The sequence below is a fragment of the Micromonospora foliorum genome, assembly GCF_022229015.1.
GTDB lineage: Bacteria > Actinomycetota > Actinomycetes > Mycobacteriales > Micromonosporaceae > Micromonospora > Micromonospora foliorum.
The window spans coordinates 1-2,743 of sequence record NZ_JAKKFF010000464.1 but is presented as its reverse complement, the minus strand read 5'-3'; the positions used below and the strand labels follow the sequence as shown (position 1 = coordinate 2,743).

Sequence of the window (2,743 nt, the reverse complement as noted above, 5' to 3'; positions counted from 1 at the left end):
GCCGCGGCGCGCAGCGGGTCGAGCCGGGGGTCCGCGACCATCCCGGTCGGATCGGCCGCGACGTCCGTGCCGGCCGGGTCGGCGGCGAGGACCGGCGGGTGGTACGCGCAGAGGAACAGCTCCGGCAGGACGGCCACCCGGGCGCCCCGCTTGCCGGCTCGACGGATCAGGTCGGCGGCGATGACCGCATTGCCGGCGACGTCGCCCGGTGTGGGGGTGGCCTGGACGGTGGCCACGATCAGCGGGGAGTCGGGCACGGTGCGGGGCTGGGTCACCCGGCGATGGTAATCGGCGACGTCCCAAGCCGTACGTACGGTTTGCGTGCCCCGGGGTGACCTGCGACGATCGACGTGTGCCCAGAGTAAGCCAGGACCAGCTCGACGCGCGCCGGCAGGAGATCCTCGCCGCAGCGCGGGCGTGTTTCGCCCGGCTCGGCTACGAGGGAGCGACCGTACGCCGCCTCGAGGAGGCCACCGGCCTGTCCCGTGGCGCGATCTTCCACCACTTCCGCGACAAGGACTCGCTCTTCCTGGCCGTCGCCGAGGACGACGCCGCCGCCATGGTCGAGACCGTGGCCCGCAACGGTCTGGTGCAGGTGATGCGCGATCTGCTCGCCCGCGCCGTCTCCCCGGACACCACCGGCTGGCTGGGCAGCCAACTGGAGGTCTCCCGGCGGCTGCGCACCGACCCGGCCTTCGCCCGGCGGTGGGCGGAACGGTCCGCCGCGATCGCGGAGGCGACCCGGGACCGGCTGGCCCGCCAACGCGACGCCGGGGTGCTGCGCGAGGACGTACCCATCGACGTGCTGGCCCAGTTCCTGGAGCTGGCCTACGACGGCCTGGTGCTGCACCTGGCCATGGGCCGACCGGCCGGTGACCTGGGCCCGGTGCTCGACCTGGTCGAGGAGGCGGTCCGCCGCCACTGACCGCACCGACACCGGTCGGACGACCGTGGCGAGGCTGCTCCACAATGGGGCCGCCGATCCCTCCGGTGACAGGAGCAGTCGATGATCGTCAACGCCGCGTCCGGTGACACCTGGGGCATCTCCGGCCCGACCTTCCTCCGGTACTACCTGCTGACGGCCGCCGTGGTGGTGGCGATAGCGGTGTACCACCGGGTCCGTCTCGCAGCCGGATCGACCGCTGCCATGACCGCCGACCCGCTCGGGCCGCAGCAGGTCGCGTACCTCAACGGAGGGCCCCGGCTCGCCGTGCACGCCGCACTCGGCGGGCTGCGCGGCAGCGGTGCGATCGGCGTACGACCAGACCGCCGGCTGACCACCAGCGGTCCCGCGCCGACCGGGATCACCCCTCTGGATCAGGCCATCCACTGGGCCGCGCACCAGCACGCCCGGGTCGGGGACCTACCGCAGGACGAGCGCGTACGCGTCGCGCTGCACCAGATTCGGTACGGCCTGGAGCAGCGCGGGCTGCTCACCGACGACGCGCAGCGCCGGCGTGCCCGCTTCTGGTCCACGATCCTGTTCGCCCTGCTGGGCCTCGGTGTGCTCCGGTTGGTCTCCGGCCTGTTCAACGGTCACCCGGTCGGCTACCTGTTGTTGACCCTGGTTCCGCTGCTGACCATCACGCTGGTGCTGCGCCGGGCGCCCATGCTCACCCGGGCCGGTCGAGCCGCGCTACGCGGCGTCCGCCGCGAGCACACCCACCTCGCGCCGGCCTCCGCGCCCGCCTACGCCACCTACGGAGCGGCCGGCGCGGCGATGGGCGTGGCCCTGTACGGCACCGCCACGCTGTGGGCGCTCGACCCGGGCTTCGCCGAGCAGGCCGAGATTCAACGCCAGGCCGCCTCCGGCAGCGGCTGGACGGGCGGCTCCGACGGATCGTCCGGTGGCGGAGGCGACAGCTCCGGTGGAGACGGCGGCAGCTCCTGCGGCGGTGGAGGCGGCGGGTGCGGGGGCGGCGGCGGGTGCGGCGGATGACCGGCCCGTCCGGTGTGGGCATCGGCTGGCGTCCGGAGATCGCCGGCTTCGTGGCCGAACTGCCGGGCCTGCGCTTCGTCGAGGTGGTGGCCGAGGGGGTGCCCGCCTCCGGGCCGCTCCCGCCCGGCCTGACGCAGCTGCGGGAACGCGCGGTGACCGTCGTACCGCACGGGGTGCGGCTCTCCCTCGGCGGCGCCGAGCCGGTCGACCCGGCCCGGGTCGCCCACCTGGCCGCGGTGGCGCAACGCCTGGACGCCCCGCTGGTCAGCGAGCACATCGCGTTCGTCCGGGCCGGCGGCCTGGAGGCCGGCCACCTGCTGCCGCTGCCGCGCAGCCGGGAAGCCGTCGACGCGGTCTGCGCCAACGTGGCGCGGGCCCAGGCCGAGCTTCCGGTGCCGATCGCACTGGAGCCGATCGCCGCGTTGGTCGACTGGCCCGACGACGAGCTGGACGAGGCGGACTTCCTCACCGAGATCCTCGACCGGACCGGGGCACTGCTGCTGCTGGACGTCGCCAACGTGCACGCCAACGCCCGCAACCGGGGCGCCGACCCGCTCGCGTTGCTGGACCGCCTGCCGCTGGAGCGGGTCGCGTACGCCCACGTGGCCGGCGGTGCCGAGCACGGCGGTTTCTACCACGACACCCACACCGACCCGGTGCCGGCGGCGGTGCTGGAGCTGGTCGGCGCGCTCTGCGCCCGGCGGCGACCGCCGGCGCTGCTGCTGGAACGCGACGGCCACTATCCGCCGGCCGCCGAACTCCGCGCCGAACTGGACGCCCTGGCCGCCGCCGCGGGCTTCCCGG

General features: G+C 75.0%; 4 protein-coding genes. 3 read left to right on the top strand and 1 reads right to left on the bottom strand.

All coding sequences use genetic code 11. From position 1 onward, the window contains the following. The coding region (locus tag PSH25_RS27915; protein ID WP_308193745.1) for a nitrilase-related carbon-nitrogen hydrolase at nt 1–275 on the bottom strand (275 nt) is incomplete at its 3' end. A 77-nt stretch (nt 276–352) separates the two neighbouring features. Between PSH25_RS27915 and PSH25_RS27910 the strand changes: the two genes are divergently transcribed. The 3 genes from PSH25_RS27910 to PSH25_RS27900 form a co-directional block, all read left to right on the top strand. Then, a complete protein-coding gene (locus PSH25_RS27910; protein WP_091403732.1) occupies nt 353–925 on the top strand; it encodes a TetR/AcrR family transcriptional regulator in 573 nt (190 codons plus the stop codon). An 81-nt stretch (nt 926–1,006) separates the two neighbouring features. Next, complete coding sequence (locus tag PSH25_RS27905) at nt 1,007–1,939, top strand: TIGR04222 domain-containing membrane protein (protein ID WP_238661870.1); 933 nt, start codon at nt 1,007–1,009, stop codon at nt 1,937–1,939. Further along, on the top strand, nt 1,936–2,743 hold an 808-nt coding region (locus tag PSH25_RS27900), incomplete at its 3' end, for an MbnB/TglH/ChrH family RiPP precursor modification enzyme (RefSeq protein ID WP_238661869.1). The genes PSH25_RS27905 and PSH25_RS27900, both read left to right, overlap by 4 nt.